The organism is Kribbella steppae (genome assembly GCF_004342025.1).
GTDB lineage: Bacteria > Actinomycetota > Actinomycetes > Propionibacteriales > Kribbellaceae > Kribbella > Kribbella steppae.
Genome location: NZ_SLWN01000001.1, coordinates 162,153 through 179,291, shown reverse-complemented (window position 1 = coordinate 179,291; position 17,139 = coordinate 162,153). Strand labels below are relative to the sequence as shown.

Genomic DNA, 17,139 nt, shown 5'->3' with positions numbered 1-17,139 from the left:
AACCGCCAGGGGTTGCGTTCGTCGCCGTCTGGCGATGCATTCGTCGCCGCGGTGCGGTCAGGCGAGCTTGTCGACGGCCCGCCGCAGTCTGGCGACGCCTTCGTGGATCCGGTCCGGCTTGGTCGACGCGAAGCACAGTCTTAGCGCGTCAGTGAATCGTCCGGTGGGGGAGAACGCCGTACCGGGGATGAACGCCACGCCTTCGGCCAAGGCGATCTCGAACAGCTCGGCGGTGTTGACGCCGTTCTCCAGCGTCACCCAGAGGAAGAAGCCGCCCTCGGGGTCGGTCCAGCGGGCGATGTCGCCGAAGTGCTCCTGCAGGGCCGCGTGCATCGCTTCCTTGCGGCGCCTGTACTCCGCGCGCTGGGTGACCAGGTGATCCTCGAGATGCCCGCCCCGCAGGAACCCGGTGAGCAGCCGCTGGGCCGGCAGGTTCGTGCATGTGTCCATTGCTTGCTTCGCGTTGATCAGCAGCGGCTGCAACTCCGGATCGGTGTCCACCCAGCCGACCCGCAGCCCGGGCGCGACGATCTTCGAGAACGTCCGGACCGCGAACACCAGCGGATCACCGGCACCGAGCTCGCGGATTGTCGGCAAGGGATCGCCGGCGAACCGCAGGAGCGCGTAGGGGTCGTCGTCGATCACCATCGATCCCCAGGACCGGGCCAGCTCGAGCAGCCGCTGCCGTCGCTCCAGCGAGAGAGTCGCGCCGGACGGGTTCTGGAACGTCGGGATGGTGTAGATCGCCTTCGGTCGCCGCCCGTCGAGGAGCTGCTCGAGATTGTCGACAATCATCCCGTCGGCGTCGACCGGGGCCTCCAGCAGCTGAGCGCCGTACGAGAGAGCGGTCGCGCTGCCGTTCGTGTACGTCGGTGATTCGACGACGACCAGGTCGCCGGGGTCGACGAACAGCTTGCAGAACAGGTCGAGACCCTGCATCCCGCCTGCGGTGATGGTCAGCCGGTCGGCGGTGGTCTCGTCACTCGTCCCGCGCAGTGTCTCCAGTAGCGCCTCGTGCAGTGGCGGATCGCCTTCGGTGGCCGCGTAGTCGTACGCGTCGGCGCGACTCAGTTCGTCGGCGGCGATACCGGCCAGGATTGCCGACGGCACCGCTTCGGCCGCCGGTGAGCCCATCGCGAACCGCACGATGTCGTGGGTCTGCTTGTGCAGCAGTGAGGTGCTCGAGTCGATCACCGACCCGACCAGCCCGGTGACGCGCTTGGCGTACGGGAGAGTCTTCGCTCCGGGTACGGCGCCAGTGCTCGACGGACCGGCACTGCCACGGGCTTCCTGCGTCATTGGGCTATCTCCTGATCGTCAGTTCGTGGGTCAGGTCGGTCAGTCGCTCCACGCCGTGGTCGGTGACGACCACCGGTTCGGACAGTTCGTAACCCCAGCCGTCCATCCACATCCCGAGGATCACGTGGAACGCCATCCCGGCCGCCAGCACGGTGGTCTCGCCGGGGCGCAGGCTGACCGTGCGCTCACCCCAGTCGGGCGGGTATCCGATGCCGATCGAGTACCCGATCCGTGAGTCCTTCACCAGCCCGTGCGCGGCGATCACGTCATTGAAGGCAGCGTGGACGACGCTGCCGGTGACGCCCGGTCGGATTGTCGACAACGTCGCACGCATACCTTCGGCCACGACCTTCGCCGTCTCGCGCAGCCGCTGCGGCGGATCGCCCAGCATCACCGTGCGGGCGAGCGGAGCGTGGTAGCGGCCGAACACGCCCGCCAGTTCGATCGTGGTCGCCTCGCCGATGCGGAACGGACGGTCGGTCCAGGTGAGGTGCGGCGTACCCGCGGCTTCACCCGTCGGGAGCATCGGCACGATGGCCGGGTAGTCGCCGCCGTGTTCCGCCGTACCGATCGCCTGAGCGGCCATGATCTCGGCGACCAGATCGCATTGCCGGCGGCCCGGGCGGAGCTGGTTGAGGGCGAGCTGCATCGCTTGCGCGGCGATGGAGCCGGCGATCCGGAGTTGGCGGAGCTCGTGCGGTGACTTGACCAGCCGGATCCAGTTCACCAGCTCGGCCGAGTCGACCAGCCGGTGCCCGGGTAGACCGTTGCCGAGGGCAAGGTACGCGCGGGCGGAGAAGTAATGCGCGTCGCCCTCGATGGCCACGTCGCCGCCGGGCGGGATGAGTTCGCGTGCGCTGGCCGCGATCCAGTCGTACGGATGGACGTCAGGGCGGTGGACCAGATCCTCGGGGTAGCCGTGGATCTGGTCGGCACGCAGGTTGCAGGTGTACGCCGCTCCGGCCGCGTCCATGGCGCGCGCGAACAAATGTGGTTCGCCATCGGCGGGGACCAGTAGGCACTGCGGTGTGTAGAACGACCATGCGTCGTACCCGGTCAGGTAGAAGAGGTTTGCGGGATCGCTGACAAACAAAGCGCCGAGGTCGCGCCCGGCCATCGCGGCCCGCACCCGCTGGAGCCGACCGGCGTACTCGCCCGGCTCAACCGCCTGCTCCAGCAAGTCCGGCACACACTCACCTCAGCTTCGGTCGATTGCAGATTGTCGACAATACGATGGAGCTTAACCGCAGAAGTCGGCGGAGAAGAACCCCCAGTCGGTGGGCTGATCGGGGCAGGTGGTGGATAGCTCAGGCGAGCGCGGTGGTGGGGGAGGCGATCAGGCGAGGAGGTGTTGGCCTGGGCCTATGGCTGGGTGGCCGGCCAGGGAGAGGGCTGACCACATGGTGACCTGGTTGGCGGTGAGGACTGGTTTGCCGATCATCGCCTCGAGGCCGGCGATGACGTCGTACGTGGGGAGGTTGGTGCAGCTGATGAAGACGGCGTCCGCGGCGGAGGTGTCGATGCTGCGGACTAGTTCGATGGTGGCCTCGTACGGGACTGTCCAGATCTGGGCGATCAGGCCGAGCCCGGCGGTCGCGACCACCTCGACGCCGGCCTCGCCGAGGAAGGCGGTCAGTCCGGCGGTGAGGTCGTCCGTGTACGGGGTGACTGTCGCGACCCGGCTGATGCCGAGGTGACGCAGGGCCAGGAGGAGCGCGCCGCTCGTTGTCACCGCAGTGGGGGCACCGGCGGCCACCATCGCGTCGACGAGTGCGGCCTCACCGGTCAGGCCGCCGACGAAGCTGCCCGAGGTGCAGGCGTACGCGACGGCGAGCGGCGCCACCGGCAGTACGTCGGCTGTGGCGCGGGCGATCAACTCCGGGTCGGAGATGTGCACCGCCATCTCGAGGGTCGCGGCGAGCGGTGCGTACGGCGTACGCGTGAGATGCAGGGTGACGTCGTCCGGGACCCATCGCCAGAGTTCGCGATCCAGCGCGAAGTCGTACGGCGCGACGACGCCGATCCCCGTCTGCAGGAGCGGTGGTGTCGGCGCCGGCAGCGGGTGAGTGGGCGGACGGAGCGTCATGCGACTCAGTGTGCGGTCCTGCTGGTCGCGACGACAAGGGATTGTTGACAATCCTACGGATCGGTTCCTAGCCTCAAGGCGTGCCTCCCTCCACTGAGCGTCCCGTCATCGCGGTGCTCTGTGAGCGGGCCCCCGATCGTCCCAACGCCGACGGTGACGGCCCCAAGACTGCAGGCGGTGAGCGGGCCGGGAGTGCGACCGGTGGCGGTGGTGAGGTCGCTGGGGGTGGTGGCGCTGGGGTTGCGGGCCGGGGTGATGGGTTGTTGCGGCCGCCGGGGGTGGAGGGGCGTGCGGCGGGGGAGGTTGAGTTCCGGTATTGCGATGCGGACGGGTTGCGGGAGGCCGTTCGCGGCGCTCGAGTGTTGTTGCTATGGGACTTCTTCTCGACTGCGGTGCGGGATGTTTGGGCCGACGCCGGGACGCTGGAGTGGATCCATGTGACGGCGGCCGGAGTCGACACGCTGCTCTTTGATGAGCTGCGCGATTCCAATGTTGTTGTCACCAATGCGCATGGGGTGTTCGATCGGCCGATCGCGGAGTACGTGCTCGGGGCGGTGATCGCGCACGCGAAGGACAGCCGTCACAGTCTCGATCTGCAGCGACGGCGTGAGTGGCGGCACCGGGAGACACACACTGTGCTCGGCACGAAGGCGTTGGTGGTTGGGACTGGGGCGATCGGGCGAGAGATCGCTCGCCTGCTCCGTGCGGCAGGGCTGCAGGTACGAGGAGCCGGCCGGGTGGCGCGATCCGCGGATCCGGACTTCGGGGAGGTTATTGCCAGCGGCAACCTTGCGGACGAGGTCGGCGAGGTCGATCACCTGGTACTCGCGGCGCCGTTGACCGCGGCGACTCGCGGACTGGTCGACGCCAAGGTGCTGGATGCGATGAAGCCCGGTTCGCATCTGATCAACGTCGCGCGTGGTCCGATGGTTGACGAGGCGGCGCTGCTGAATGCCTTGCAGGACAGGCGAATCGCGGCGACGCTCGACGTCTTCGATCGTGAACCGTTGCCACCCGACCATCCCCTGTGGGACGCGCCCGGCGCGACCATCACCGCGCACATGTCTGGTGACGTGATCGGCTGGCGAGACGTTCTCGCGGCGCAGTTTGTTGACAATCTGCAGCGCTGGCAGGCCGGCGAACCTCTCCGCAACGTGGTCGACAAGAAGCTCGGCTACATCCCCTCGGGAGCCCGATGACCCAGTCAGATCCGTCACCACAGTCGACCTCGTTCACCCCGGCCACCGAACTCCCATTCATCCCAGCCACCGAACTGATCGCGGGTTTCCGGAGCGGCGCGGTTTCACCGGTCGAGGCGACTCGGGCGGCGTTGGAGGCGATCGAGCGGTACGACGGGGCAGTGAACGCCTTCGTATTGGTGGATGCCGAAGGGGCACTCGCCGCGGCGAAGGAGTCGGAGGTCCGGTGGCAACGTGGGGAGCCACTGGGTCCCGGCGACGGAGTGCCTACGTCGATCAAGGACGCGCTGTGGACCAAGGGGTGGCCGACCTTGCGTGGCAGCACGATGATCGACGAGGCAGGGCCGTGGGACGAGGATGCGCCGGCCGTCGCGCGTCTGCGTGAGACCGGGGCGGTGATCCTGGGGAAGACGACGACGCCGGAGTACTCGTGGAAGGGCGTGACCGACTCCTCCAAGTACGGCGCGACGGGTAATCCCTGGGATCCGTCGAAGACCTCGGGTGGTTCGAGCGGGGGCTCGGCGACCTCCGTCGGGCTCGGTATGGGGGCCTGGTCGCTCGGGACCGACGGCGGCGGTTCGGTTCGGATCCCGGCGGCGTTCACGGGCACGGTTGCGCTCAAGCCGACGTACGGGCTGATCCCGTTGTTTCCGCCGAGTGCGTTCGGGACGCTGTCGCATGCCGGACCGATGACTCGGACGGTACGGGACGCGGCCGCGCTGCTTGACGTCGTCACCGGGTTCGACGCGCGTGACTGGTCGGCGATGCCGACGCCGGGTACGTCGTTCCTGGCCGGGATCGACGGTGGCGTTGCCGGATTGAAGATTGCCTACTCGTCCGATCTTGGGTTTGTCGACAATCAACCGGAGGTCGAGGAGTTGGTGCGGGCGGCGGTCGGCGTACTCGCGGAGGCCGGCGCCGAGGTGACCGAGGTCGATCCAGGGTTCGCGGATCCGGTCGACGCGTTCAACGTGCTGTGGTGGTCAGGTGCGGCGAAGGTCTTGTCGGCCTACACGGTTGACGATCGGGTGGACCCGGGACTGCGGCGGGTCGCCGAGCTCGGGTCGTCGTACACGGCCTCCGACTTCCTCGACGCCACCGCCGAACGGATGGAACTCGGGCTGCTGATGGGACGGTTCCACCAGCAGTGCGACGTACTGATCACGCCGACTGTGCCGATCACGGCGTTCCCGATCGGGCAGGACGTGCCGGATGGCTGGTCGTCGCCGGATTGGACGAGTTGGACGCCGTACACGTATCCGTTCAACCTCACCCAGCAACCGGCGTTGAGCGTGCCCTGTGGTTTCACGTCGGACGGTCTGCCGGTCGGATTGCAGATTGTCGGCGCGCGGCACGCGGACGCGCTCACGCTGCGCGTCGGTCAGGCCTACCAAGCCGCCACGGACTGGCATTCACGGACACCGACCTTGGAGGCACGATGAGCAGGTTCATCACCGTCAGCCTGGACAAGCGCGGCGTGAGTTGTGTCGCCAGGCTGCTCGACGATGTGGCGCCGCGGACCTGCGCGGCGGTGTGGGACGCGCTGCCGTTGTCTGCGCCGGTGTTCCACGGGAAGTACGCGCGGAACGAGATCTACACGCTGCTGCCCGCCTTCGCGCCGACCGATCCGGGGAAGGAGAACACCACGGTGACGCCGATTCCCGGCGACCTGTGCTGGTTCTCGTTCGACTCCGACGATCTGGGCAATCCGGCGTACGGGTACGAGAACACCACCGGCACCGGGACCCAAGGCTCGATCGTCGATCTGGCCGTGTTCTACGGACGGAACAACCTGCTGATCAACGGTGACCAGGGCTGGGTGCCGGGCAACGTCTTCGGCGCGATCGTCGAGAATCTGGACGGTATGGCGGCCGCCTGCCAGGACCTCTGGATGGGCGGCGCCCGCGGCGAAACCCTCACCTTCACCCGCCGCGACTGAGGCACCAGACCGCCAGGACTGAGGACTCAGCCCGCATCGTCGGCCTGAGTCCTCAGATGTCAGAGGCCCTTGCGGAAGCCTTCGCGCCAGGAGGGGTAGCCGGGGTGCCAGTCGAAGGTTGCTTTGGCGAGGGTGTTGTCGGCGCCGCGGATTTCGGTGAAGGCAGCGACGCCGACGTCGCCGACGGCTAGCCGGGCCAGCCAGGTGGGGATGTGGCGAGGCGGTTTCGCGCCGAGAATGCGGGCGAACTCGGGGAGCCAGACCGCTGCCTGTGCGGGGTCGTCGTCGGCGATCTGGTAGATGCCGGTGGCATCGCTCTCGACTGCCTTGACCGTCGCGTCGGCCGCGTCGTCGTAGTGGATGAACGACCACACGCCGGTGCCGTCGCCGATCAACGGGAGCTTGCGCTTCTGGATCAGGTCGACGATCGAGCCGCCCTTGCCGATGTCGCCGGTCGGGCCGTAGAAGCCCGCGTATCGCAGCGCGATGCCCTCGATCCCGTCGGCGTTGGTGACGACCGACTCGAGGTGCTTGATCCCGGCCATCGTCTGCCGCTGCGCCGGCACCGGATCCGGGTCGAGCGGGTCCGCCTCGGTCTTCGTCGCGGATCCACCGTGTTGCAAGTTCCAGCCGGCGTACGACTGGACGACGAACCGTCGTACGCCGGCAGCCTGGGAAGCGGCGAGCAGGTTGTCCGTGCCTTCGGTGCGGAGCCGGTTCGTCACCGCGAAGCTCTGGTCGAACTTCTTGAAGTCGATGCCGCCCTTGAGGGCCGTCATCTGGTGTACGACGACCTCCGGCCGAGCCGAGTCCACCGCGGCCATCACCGCGGCAGCGTCGAGGCCGTCCGCGAGAACGACACCCGCGCCATCGGCGCGCAGACCGGCCGCACCGGACTCCGACCGGATCATCCCGGTCACCTCGTGCCCGGCCGCGATCAGCTTCGGTACCAGCGACCGGCCCAGTCCGCCGGTCGCACCTGCCACCAAGACCTTCATGGTGATTCCTCCGTCGTCTGTTGCTACAACCCGGAGGACACGCGCGACCCCCGGGCTGTGACAGTGACGTGGATCACTCTGAGGTCAGGGTGAAGGAGGTCGGTCCGAAGGAGACGTTCTGGGTGACGTCGATGGTGAGCGTGTCCGCGGGCGGGTGGCAGGCGAGGGTGAGGACGAACGGTGTTTCGACGAAGCGGATCGTCGCCACGTAGTGGTCCCCGTCGGCGTACGCGCTCGTCACCAGGCGCTGCCCGGTAGCGGGGTCGGCGTCCTCGAGCACACCGACGCCACGATGCTCCTGCCAGCCGCCGGGACCGCAGACGACGTCGAGCGTTCCGCCGTCTCCCGGCCCGGCGAAGCTGAACGAGAAGGTACCGGTGCCGTCGGCAGCCAACCGGACCGCTTCCAACCCGAGCTCGTTCTCCGCGAACCGGTAGGTGCGCTCGTTCCCACCGGAAGGCGCGGGACCGCCAGGTGGCGGCAGCTCCAGCCGCTCGGCCCGCACAACCGGAGCGACCTCTTTGCCCTCCAGGACGGGCAGCAGGTGGTCCCAGACCGTGTTCAAGATGGCCTGCATCTCCCCGGTCGCGCTGGTGACGATGAGCGCGGCGTCGTACTCCGGGAAGATCAGGCAGAACTGGCCGAACGCGCCGTCGCCGCGGTAGGTGTTGTGCCGGCCGCGCCAGAACTGGAACCCGTACCCCTGATGCCAGTCCGGATTCTCCTCGCTGTCGTTGGGAACCTGCTTCGACGTCGCCGCCTCGTACCACTCGGCGGGGACCAGCTGCTTGCCCTCCCACACGCCGCGCTGCAGCAACAATTGCCCGAAGCGAGCCAGCGACTCGGTGTTGAGGCTCAGCCCCCAGCCGCCGGTGGTGATGCCCTCCGTTGACACCTGCCAGGTCGCTTCCGCAGCGCCCAGCGGTTCGAACAGCCTCGGCCGCAGGTAGTCGAGCAGCGTCTCGCCGGTCAGCCGCTGCAGGATCGCGGACAGCATGTACGTCGCGCCGCTGTTGTAGACGAACACCGTGCCGGGCTCGTGCTCGACGTCGAGGCCGAGGAAGATCTTCACCATCCGGCGGTCCCGGCTGAGCGCCTCGACGGTGTCCTTGGCGTGCCCGGTCGTCATCGTGAGCAGGTGCCGGATCGTCATTGCGGCCAGGTTGTCGCTGATCGTCTCCGGCAGCTCGTCGGCCTCGAAGAACGAGATCACCGTGTCGTCGAGCGACAGCAGCCCGGCGTCGATCGCCAGCCCGACGGCGGTCGAGGTGAAGCTCTTGGACACCGAGAACAGCAGATGCGGATCGGCCAGCCGGTACGGCGACCACTCCTCCTCGAGTACGACGTGACCGTGCCGCAGCAGCATCACGGTCTGGATCTCCTGGTCGGACACGTCCAGCGCCGTGACGAATGCGTCGAGCGCGGTGCCGGATAGTCCCTGGGATTCTGGGGTACTCCGTGGAAGGCTGCTCACCCCGAGCACGCTATCTCCCCGAACGGACAAATATCAGGTGAGTTCCATCAGGCGAGCCGCGGTCATCCTCAACCCGGTGAAGGTGTCGGACGTCGAGGAGTTCCGCCATACGGTCGACACCGCACTGACCAAGCAGGGGTTCGACGACTCCCTCTGGCTGGAGACGACCGAGGACGATGCCGGGTCGACGATGGCCAAGCGGGCGATCGAGGAGACCGTCGATCTGGTCGTGGTGGCCGGCGGGGACGGCACTGTGCGGGTGGTCTGCGCCGAGCTGGCCAGGAGCGGGATCCCGGTCGCCGTGCTACCGGTCGGGACCGGCAACCTGCTGGCGCGCAATCTCGGCATCTCACTGGACCTCGAGACCGCGCTGACGGAACTGCTCGGTGGCAACGAGCAGCGGATCGACAGCGTCGAGGTCGAGGGGGACGAGCTGCCGACCGACCGGTTCGTGGTGATGGCAGGGCTCGGGCTCGACGCCGCGATCATCGAGGACGCACCCGACCAGTTGAAGAAGCGGGTCGGCTGGGCCGCGTACGTCGTGGCCACGCTGCGGAATCTCAACCATCCGTTCGTCCGGGTCGAGATCATTGTCGACGATCAGCCGCCGGTACGACGCCGGGCCCGGACCGTGGTGATCGGCAACGTGGGGACCCTGCAGGCGAACATCCCGCTGCTGCCGGACGCCGTACCGGACGACGGTCTGATCGACGCCGTCGTACTCGCGCCGCGACGGATCAGCCAGTGGCCCCGGCTCGCGGCGAGCCTGGTGGTGAAGCCGTTGCGGGAGCGCCACGTCGAGCGGTTCACCGGCCGACGGATCCAGGTCACCGCCGCGAAGACGGTACGACGGGAGCTGGACGGCGACACGATCGCGGACGGCCGCACGCTGAGTGCGTCGGTCGACCCGTCAGCCCTGATCGTCCGGGTGCCCTGACCGCTGCAGGTGGCTCAGCTTGTCCGGATTGACGACTCCGTGGATCGACGTGATCAGGCCGTCGGTCACCACGAACGACCAGATCGCGAGGGTCCGGTCCTCAGCGTCGTGGACGCGCATGCCGGGCTGACCGCCGACGTGCACGCGGCTGATCGTGAAGCCGAGGTCGGCGACCTTGTCGAACGCGACGAGCACCAGCTTGCTGACGCTGTCGACGCCGTGGACCGGCCGAGGGAACGCCAGCGCCTTGCCTCCACCGTCGCCGGTGAACGTGACATCGGGCGCGAGCATCTCCACGAGATCGTCGAGCTCACCCTCCTCGGCGGCCGCGACAAAACGTCGTACCAGCTCGTCTCTTTCCTGCCGGGACGCGTCGAAGCGCGGCCGGTCCTCGGACAGGTGACGGCGAGCGCGTACGGCGAGTTGGCGGCAAGCGGCCGGGGTCTTGCCGATGATCGCGGCGACCTCGTCGTACGAGTATCCGAAGACGTCGCAGAGCAGGAACACCGCCCGCTGGTCCGGCGACAAGCGTTCCAGTACGACGAGAAACGCGGTCGAAAGCGAGTCCGACAACGCCGCCCGTTCTGCGAGGTCGACGTACTCGTCGACGGCCGGCTCGGGGAGCCACGGACCGATGTACGTCTCCCGCTGCCGGCGGGCCGACCTGAGCTGATCGATCGCCAGCCGCGTCGTCACGGTGGTGAGGAACGCCTTCGGCGAGTCGACCCGCTCCTCGCGATGCAGGCGCAGATAGGCCTCCTGTACGACGTCTTCCGCGTCACCGAAACTGCCCAGCATCCGGTACGCGATCGACAGCAACAGCGGCCTGAACTCCTCCATCACATCCTCTGAGACGATCGACAGCCTCGTCCAGTGACAGTGTCACAGGATCGGGTTGTCGATCGTCTACAACCCGCATGAACACCATCACTTGGATCCTGACCGGACTACTGGCGGTCGTCTTCACCGTCTCCGGGGTCGCGAAGTCGACGATGTCGAGGGAGCGGCTGATTGCGACCGGGCAGACCGGCATCGCGCCGTTCCCGATGCCGGTCGTCCGCGCCGTCGCGGTGGCCGAGCTGTTCGCCGTGGCCGCGCTGTTCGTGCCGTGGTTGAGCGGTACGGCGCGCGTCCTCACCCCCTTGGCCGCGGTCGGTCTGGTCGGGGTGATGATCGGCGCGGCCGTCTCCCACGCCTCACTCCGCGAACCGAAGGCGGTCGCCGCCAATGTCACCCTGCTCGCACTAGCCTCCTTCGTAGCAGCCAGCCGCTTCGCCGCACTGGGCTAGCGCTTGGTCCTCTCGAGCAGGCTCGACGTGGTTAGGTCTGGACCAGTACGGCGACCGAGCGGGCCGGGACGGTGACGGTGCCAGATGAGGCGGTCCAGGTTGTTTGCTTGACGACCGGGTCCGAGCCGGCGGTCTGGATCGGGGACAGGGACAGGTTGGCACCGGTCAGGCCCGGGACCTGTTGGGTGACGGTTGAGCCGGTGGTGTTGAAGACGACTAGGACTCCCTTCAAGGCCGGGTCGACGTCCGGGCCGACGGTGTCGTCGATGCGCATCGTGATCACACCTGGCGTCGTACCGCTCAGCGGGAAGGTGAGCTTGGTGTTGATCAGGTCGGCGGAGCCCAGCCGGAACAGCGGCGTGGAGAAGCGGAGCTTCAGCAGGTCGGCGGCCGCTGCCGAAGCCGTCGCCACCTCGGTCGCGGTCGGCTTCAGGGCGGGGTTGCCCAGCAGCGGCTTGATGTAGGGCCACTTGGCCTCGTTGTCCGGCTTGGGCGGCAGGCCGTGGCCGAAGCCGTTGTCCGCGCCGGTCCAGTCGAGGGTGTTGAACCAGTCGCCGGAGTCGTACGAGTTCCGGTCCAGCGACTTGCTCCGCAGCATGTCCGCGCCGGCGTGCCAGAACGACGGGGTCTGCGCCAGCGCGGTCGTTGCCAGCGACACCGTGTTCATCCGGATCCGGTCCGGCATGGTCAGGGCCGTCGGCAGCTTGTACGTCAGCGAGTCCCACAACGTTTCGTTGTCGTGGGCATCGACGTACGTGATCACCTCGTCCGGCTGGTCGGCGTACCCGGCCGGGCTGCCGTTGTAGTCGACGGCATCCCCTCGGACGACGGCCCCGGTCTCGGCGGAGCGGAACGTGAACCCGCGCAGGTTCGCGGCCAGTCCGAGCTGGACGAGATCGGTGTCGTGGGCGAGGCGCTTCGCACGGTCCGCGGGGGAGCCGTTGATCGGATCGCCGTTCGGGTCGCTCGCAGCGCCGGAGCCGAAGCCCTGGATCCGCGGGTTCTCGTCGAACGGGCCGCCGCCGCGGACACCGTCACGCAGCCGGTCGGAGAACGTACCGATGCCGGTGCCGCCAAGGTTGCCCTGCCGGGCCTGGACGAAGAGCGCGTCGTTCGCGACCTCGCCGAAGTTCCAGCCCTCGCCGTACACGTAGACGCTCTTGCCGTCGACGCCGTCCTTGGCCAGGGTCAGCTTGTCCAGCGCGGCCCGGACCTTGAGCATGTTCGCCTTGCTGTGGTGGCCCATCAGGTCGAAGCGGAAGCCGTCCACGCGGTAGTTCTTCGCCCAGCTGACCGTGCCGTCGACCATGATCTTCTCGGCCATGGCGTGCTCGGTGGCGATGTTGCTGCAGCAGGTCGACGTCTCCACCTTGCCGGTGGAGTTCAGCCGCTGGTAGTAGCCCGGTACGACCTTGTCCATCACCGACGTCGGCGCCTGACCGGCGGACGGCGTGTGGTTGAAGACCTGGTCCAGTACGACGCGCAGCCCGGACTTGTGCAGTCCGCCGACCATCGTGCGGAACTCGGCGACCCGGGCCAGACCGTCGCGCTGGGTCGCGTACGAGCCCTCCGGCGCGAGCCAGTGGAACGGGTCGTAACCCCAGTTGAAACCGTCCTTCGCCGCGACCGCCGTCACGCAGGCTTGCTGCTGCTCGGAGTCGGGCGGGAACGACTTGAGGTCGCAGGCCGGCGACTGCTGGCCGGTCTCCGGGATCGACGCGATGTCGAATGTCGGCAGGAGATGGATCGTGTTCAGACCGGCGGTCGCGAGAGACCGCAGGTGCTTCGTGCCGTTGCCCTCGTCGGCGAAGGCGAGATACGTGCCGCGGTGTGCGGCCGGCACGGTGGTGTCGTTGATCGAGAAGTCGCGGACATGCAGTTCGTAGATCGTCGAATCGACCGCCCGGGGCAGCTTCGGTGACGGCGTCGTCGACCACAGTGCCGGCTTTCCGGCCGGATCGTTGAGATCGACCGCGACCGAGTGCGTCGAGTCGGTGGTGAGCGCGAACGAGTACGGGTCGGTGACGACGTTCGTCTCCACCTTGCCCGTCGAGGGCGCGAACACGGTCACCTGATAGCGGTACGTCGCGTTCTTCCACGACCGTGGCCCACTCACGAACCAGGAGCCGTCGTCGTTGCGCTGCATGGGGATTGTCTGCAATCCGACAAGCAGATTGACCTTTTGTGCAGTTGGCGCCCAGAGCGTGAACCGAGGCGCTCCGCCCTGCCAGGTCACGCCGTACGAGCGGTTCGTCGCCGAGCCGCCGTACAGGTCGTCAAGGACGCCAGGGATCTGTACGCCGGTCGCGTCGAGCAACCGTCCGGCGTCGTCGTACTGCGCCAACCCGAGTTGTCCGGTCAGGATCTTCTTGGCATCAGCCTTGCCGAGTCTCAGCGCTGTGTAGCCCTGCAGCGCCGGGAACTTGGCCAGCACGTCGGCGGGTATCCCGGCCGAGTCGTAGCGGAGGCCGGACGACGTACCGCCGATGTCGTCCGCGTCGACCTTGAGAGAACCGTCGTACGACCAGTGCAGCCGCCAGCGGGACCTCTCCGGGTGTGCGACCGCCGGTACGGCGAGGAGGTCCTTGGTGAGCCAGTAGGCCTTGGCCTGGCTGAGGTCAGGCTGTGCTCCCGGTGTGGCCGTCGTGACCGTCAGCACGTGGCTCGCGATGTCGTAGGAGAAGGTGACGACGAGCCCGTCCGCCGGCACGGTGATCGGAATGTTGTTGGCCGGGTAGCTCTCGGCCATGGACAGGTTGTGCGCGACCTTCGCCTCATAGCTGCCCGCCTTGATCTCGGTGGTCGACCAGGTGTAGATGCCGTCACCGTCCTGGTCCGTCAGCCAGGGTCGCATGCAGGCCGGGTCCCAGTCGTTCGTACAGCCCAGCGCCTTCTGGAAGGTGCCCGGCACGGTGATGATCGGCCCCTCGGCACTGGACGTGGCGTAGTGCCGGCCGTGCTCGTAGTAGAAGTTGGTGGGCGCAGCGGTTGCCGTGTAGGAGATGTTGGCGCCGTTCTGGTTGCCGCCCGCCCCGTAGTTCTCGTCCCACGTCTTGTTGATCGCGGCCTTGTAAGCGTGCTCACCGGCCGGGATCGGGTACGTGCCCTTCCAGACCTTGTCCTGCTGGTCCAGCGCCAGCTGCGCCTGGTCGCAGTCCGGCGACCAGTCGGCCGGGCATCCCATCTCACTGTTGTGGTCGCCGGGCACACTGACGTTGGCCGGCTGTACGACGGGTCCTGTCCCGCCGCCACCGCCACCTGGAGCCGGTGCGTCGCCAACAACGCCGTACGAGCCCGACACCGAGTAGTTGCCGGACGCATCCTTCAGTACGGCGCGGTACTCGAGCAATGTCCCCTTCGGCAGACCGGACACGTCCTGGAAGACGCGGTACGGCGCGTTGTCGTCGGAGCCCAGTCGCTGCCACGCCGTCGTACCCACAGGGCGGTAGCCGAACGTCACAGTCACCGGAGTGTTCTCCGGCGCCGCTGCTGCGATCTCAGCACGCCCACCGACCGTCGCACCCGGCTCAGGCGAGCTCATGTAGACAGCAGGCGCGTTGGTGCGGTGGGGAACCTTGTTGGCCGCCTGATACACCGTCACGGACAGCGGCGGCTGGCTGAGCACGACTCTGCCTTCGCGGTCGGTCTTGACCGCCTTCGAGCCGCCGTAGACCGGCTTGAGCCAGGTGTTGGGTCCGTACGTCGGGATCGTTGCCGACTTTGCGGTTGTCGCATTGTTGGCAATCACCACGTACTCGACGTTGTCCTGACCCAGTCGGCTGAACGCGTACAGCCCGCCGGAGTTCGACGAATACCGGTGGATCTGGCGGCCGTCGGCGAGCGTCGGGTACTTCGCCCGCAGCTTCTGCAGGGCCGCGATGTGCTTGTACATCGGCGCGTCGACGTCGTACCGGTCCTGGCTGCCGATCGTCGTCGTAGCGGTGCCGTCGACAATCTCGTCGTCCTTGTAGTCCGCGGTCTGCGTCGCGAACATGTCCTGCCGCGCGTCCTTGTCACCACCGGCGCCGGTGAAGCCCTGCTCGTCGCCGTAGTAGATGACCGGCTGACCGCGGGTCAGGAACATCAGCGAGTGCGAGAGCTGGTCACGCGCCAGCAACTCCTGCCCGGACGCGCCGGCCTGCTTGAGGAAGGTGCCGACCCGGCCCATGTCGTGGTTGCCGAGGAATGTCGGCAGTTGGTACGCGTTCGAATCCGCGTCGGTGTAGTAGTCGTCGTTCGCGTAGAAGTCGCGCAGCTTCGTACTCGGGTCGCCCTTGGCGAACGCGACCGCGTTCTGCTGGAAACCGAAGTCGAGCGTCGCCTGCAGCGCGCCCTGCGTGGTGTACGTCGACATGAACTTCGGGTCGGCGTCGAACACCTCGCCGAACATGAAGAAGTCCTTCGACCCCGCACCGTGCGCCGCGGCCAGCACCGCGGGGGAGAACTTCTGCCAGAACTCCATGTTGACGTGCTTGACCGTGTCGATCCGGAACCCGTCGATACCGAACTCGGCCCAGGTCTTGTAGACGTCGGTCATCCCGTCGCGGACCTTGGGCTGCTCGGTGAACAGGTCGTCCAGGCCGACGAAGTCGCCGTACTCCGCCGATTCGCCGGCGAAGGTGGAGTCGCCGCGGTTGTGGTAGAGCGTCGGGTCGTTCAGCCAGGCCGGCACCTTCACGGTCTCGTCGGCCGGTGTTCGGAAGACGGGGACGTTCGGGAACGAGATGTTCCGGTCCAGCGGCGGGAACGTGTCCCCACCGGCGTACACCTTGTCGTCGAAGACGTTGCCGGCCGCATCCTTGTACGGCGAGGTGGACTTCGGGATGTAGCCGTACTGGCCGGACTGGTAGTCGATCACGTCCGCGGTGTGGTTGGTGATGATGTCGAAGAAGACCTTCATCCCCTTGCCGTGGGCCAGGCTGATCAGCTGCTTCATGTCCGCGTTCGTGCCCAGGTGTGGGTCGATCTGGGTGAAGTCGGTGATCCAGTAGCCGTGGTACCCGGCACTGACGTTGGCGCCGGCACCTTGCACGGGCCGGTTCTTGAAGGACGGCGTGAGCCAGATGGACGTCGTACCGAGGGACTTGATGTAGTCGAGCTTCTGGATCACACCGGTCAGGTCACCGCCGTGGTAGAAGCCCTTGTCCGTCGGGTCGAGGCCGGTGGCGAGGCGGTCGCCGGTCAGTCCGCCGGCGTCGTTGGACGTGTCCCCGTTGGCGAACCGGTCCGCCATCACGAAGTAGAACCGTTCCTTGGTCAGGTCCTGCCGCAGGCTCGGCGTCGACAACGCCTTGTCGGCCGGGGTCACCGCCGGCCCCGCCAGGTCGACCGGCTTCACCGTGACGAGATGGCTGGTGTCGTCATAGCTGAACGAGAGCTTGGCCGGCCCCTCGATCCGCAGCGGGATGTTCGCACCGTTCAGTACGCCGCCGGCACCGTAGTTCTCGTCCCAGCTGCCGTTGACGGTGACCTTGTACTCGTACGACCCGGCCGGGACGTCGAAGACCTTCGTGTACGGCGCCGCCGCCCCGAGACTGCTCGCCGTACAGCCGGGATCCCAGTCGCCCGCACAGCCCAGCTCGCTCTGCAGCGACCCCGCCAGCGTGATCACCCGATCCGCCGCGACCTGCGCAGGCGCCGGTGCCGCCGTCCCCAGTCCGAGCACGATCACCGCCGCCGCGGTGAACCCCGCCGTCCATCGCCTGAACCTGAACCCGCGCATGACGGTCCCCCTCCAGCTGCCGCTTGACCCTGCCGGGGACGCTAGCCCGCCACTTTCACCGTGAGGAGACCTGAAAGGTCACGGAAAGGTCACTGCCGCCAATCGGGGCGTAAGGAGGCGCGGAATCGGCACCTGTCGGGGGACCTGACACAGGGCGTGGTGGGCCGGGACAGGTTATTCCGTGTCTCAGCCCACC

12 protein-coding genes are annotated in these 17,139 nt (G+C 67.6%); 5 read left to right on the top strand and 7 right to left on the bottom strand.

Annotated elements, in window-relative coordinates; all coding sequences use genetic code 11:
• Window positions 1-57: 57 nt before the first annotated feature.
• From EV652_RS00815 to EV652_RS00805, 3 genes are all read right to left on the bottom strand, one after another.
• The gene (locus tag EV652_RS00815; protein ID WP_242001475.1) at window positions 58-1,299 is read right to left on the bottom strand and encodes an aminotransferase-like domain-containing protein; all 1,242 of its coding nucleotides are present in this window, start codon (window positions 1,297-1,299) and stop codon (window positions 58-60) included.
• Window positions 1,300-1,303: 4 nt separating this feature from the next.
• Complete coding sequence (locus EV652_RS00810; RefSeq protein ID WP_132207001.1) at window positions 1,304-2,488, bottom strand: M24 family metallopeptidase; 1,185 nt, start codon at window positions 2,486-2,488, stop codon at window positions 1,304-1,306.
• Between the two features lie 147 nt (window positions 2,489-2,635).
• Window positions 2,636-3,385: a maleate cis-trans isomerase family protein gene (locus tag EV652_RS00805; RefSeq protein ID WP_132207000.1), complete on the bottom strand. Its 750-nt coding sequence runs from the start codon at window positions 3,383-3,385 to the stop codon at window positions 2,636-2,638.
• 80 nt (window positions 3,386-3,465) lie between these two features.
• On the opposite strand from EV652_RS00805, the gene EV652_RS00800 reads away from it, so the two are divergent.
• The 3 genes from EV652_RS00800 to EV652_RS00790 are packed head-to-tail and all read left to right on the top strand — an operon-like array spanning window position 3,466 to window position 6,523.
• A complete protein-coding gene (locus tag EV652_RS00800) occupies window positions 3,466-4,584 on the top strand; it encodes a D-2-hydroxyacid dehydrogenase (protein ID WP_242001474.1) in 1,119 nt (372 codons plus the stop codon).
• The gene (locus EV652_RS00795; protein WP_132206999.1) at window positions 4,581-6,026 is read left to right on the top strand and encodes an amidase; all 1,446 of its coding nucleotides are present in this window, start codon (window positions 4,581-4,583) and stop codon (window positions 6,024-6,026) included. Before EV652_RS00800 ends, EV652_RS00795 begins: the two co-directional genes overlap by 4 nt.
• Window positions 6,023-6,523 (top strand): DUF3830 family protein, encoded by a 501-nt coding sequence (locus EV652_RS00790; RefSeq protein ID WP_132206998.1) that lies wholly within the window; start codon window positions 6,023-6,025, stop codon window positions 6,521-6,523. The genes EV652_RS00795 and EV652_RS00790 overlap by 4 nt, the downstream gene beginning before the upstream one ends.
• Window positions 6,524-6,582: 59 nt before the next feature.
• On the opposite strand, the gene EV652_RS00785 is transcribed toward EV652_RS00790, so the two are convergent.
• Both EV652_RS00785 and EV652_RS00780 read right to left on the bottom strand, forming a co-directional pair.
• Window positions 6,583-7,521, bottom strand: coding sequence for an NAD-dependent epimerase/dehydratase family protein (locus EV652_RS00785; protein ID WP_132206997.1), 939 nt, complete (start codon window positions 7,519-7,521; stop codon window positions 6,583-6,585).
• A gap of 73 nt (window positions 7,522-7,594) precedes the next feature.
• Window positions 7,595-8,995: a serine hydrolase domain-containing protein gene (locus EV652_RS00780; RefSeq protein WP_242001473.1), complete on the bottom strand. Its 1,401-nt coding sequence runs from the start codon at window positions 8,993-8,995 to the stop codon at window positions 7,595-7,597.
• Between the two features lie 37 nt (window positions 8,996-9,032).
• Between EV652_RS00780 and EV652_RS00775 the strand changes: the two genes are divergently transcribed.
• On the top strand, window positions 9,033-9,932 hold the full coding sequence (locus EV652_RS00775; RefSeq protein ID WP_242001472.1) for a diacylglycerol/lipid kinase family protein: 900 nt from the start codon (window positions 9,033-9,035) through the stop codon (window positions 9,930-9,932).
• On the opposite strand, the gene sigJ is transcribed toward EV652_RS00775, so the two are convergent.
• Window positions 9,906-10,772, bottom strand: coding sequence for an RNA polymerase sigma factor SigJ (gene sigJ / locus EV652_RS00770; protein ID WP_132206995.1), 867 nt, complete (start codon window positions 10,770-10,772; stop codon window positions 9,906-9,908). The genes EV652_RS00775 and sigJ overlap by 27 nt on opposite strands.
• Window positions 10,773-10,849: 77 nt before the next feature.
• Between sigJ and EV652_RS00765 the strand changes: the two genes are divergently transcribed.
• Window positions 10,850-11,221, top strand: coding sequence for a DoxX family protein (locus EV652_RS00765; RefSeq protein ID WP_132206994.1), 372 nt, complete (start codon window positions 10,850-10,852; stop codon window positions 11,219-11,221).
• 31 nt (window positions 11,222-11,252) lie between these two features.
• Here EV652_RS00765 and pulA read toward each other — a convergent pair whose 3' ends face one another.
• On the bottom strand, window positions 11,253-16,943 hold the full coding sequence (gene pulA / locus EV652_RS00760; protein ID WP_132206993.1) for a pullulanase-type alpha-1,6-glucosidase: 5,691 nt from the start codon (window positions 16,941-16,943) through the stop codon (window positions 11,253-11,255).
• Window positions 16,944-17,139: the final 196 nt, after the last annotated feature.

Bases quoted from the DNA above. Each gene is read 5' to 3' on its own strand.
- EV652_RS00795 (WP_132206999.1), top strand. From the start codon at position 4,581: ATGACCCAGTCAGATCCGTCACCACAGTCGACCTCGTTCACCCCGGCC.
- EV652_RS00805 (WP_132207000.1), bottom strand. From the start codon at position 3,385: ATGACGCTCCGTCCGCCCACTCACCCGCTGCCGGCGCCGACACCACCG.
- EV652_RS00785 (WP_132206997.1), bottom strand. From the start codon at position 7,521: ATGAAGGTCTTGGTGGCAGGTGCGACCGGCGGACTGGGCCGGTCGCTG.
- EV652_RS00790 (WP_132206998.1), top strand. From the start codon at position 6,023: ATGAGCAGGTTCATCACCGTCAGCCTGGACAAGCGCGGCGTGAGTTGT.
- EV652_RS00815 (WP_242001475.1), bottom strand. From the start codon at position 1,299: ATGACGCAGGAAGCCCGTGGCAGTGCCGGTCCGTCGAGCACTGGCGCC.
- pulA (WP_132206993.1), bottom strand. From the start codon at position 16,943: ATGCGCGGGTTCAGGTTCAGGCGATGGACGGCGGGGTTCACCGCGGCG.
- sigJ (WP_132206995.1), bottom strand. From the start codon at position 10,772: ATGGAGGAGTTCAGGCCGCTGTTGCTGTCGATCGCGTACCGGATGCTG.
- EV652_RS00765 (WP_132206994.1), top strand. From the start codon at position 10,850: ATGAACACCATCACTTGGATCCTGACCGGACTACTGGCGGTCGTCTTC.